The organism is Psychrobacter sp. 4Dc (assembly GCF_002836715.1).
Taxonomy (GTDB): Bacteria; Pseudomonadota; Gammaproteobacteria; order Pseudomonadales; family Moraxellaceae; genus Psychrobacter.
In genome coordinates this window covers 1-203 of the sequence record NZ_PJAT01000062.1, presented here as the reverse complement: position 1 = coordinate 203, position 203 = coordinate 1, and the positions used below count along the sequence as shown (strand labels likewise).

Genomic DNA, 203 nt, shown 5'->3' with positions numbered 1-203 from the left:
GCCGAGCAAATGGCTGGTAGCATGAAAAGCTTTGATGACATCAAAGACTTCCAAAAGCAGCTCATGCAATCCTTTATCGATACTGCCTTAGAGGCTGAGATGGAAGACCATCTCGGCTATCCCAAGCATGAAAAGGCGGATAAGCCTAATAAGCGTAACGGACACACTAAAAAGACCGTCCGCAGTGATACAGGCGATCTTGA

Annotated in this window: 1 protein-coding gene; it reads left to right on the top strand. The window is 46.8% G+C overall.

All coding sequences use genetic code 11. From position 1 onward, the window contains the following. Window positions 1–203: transposase (locus CXF61_RS03100; protein ID WP_193834174.1), on the top strand; the 203-nt coding region annotated here is incomplete at both ends.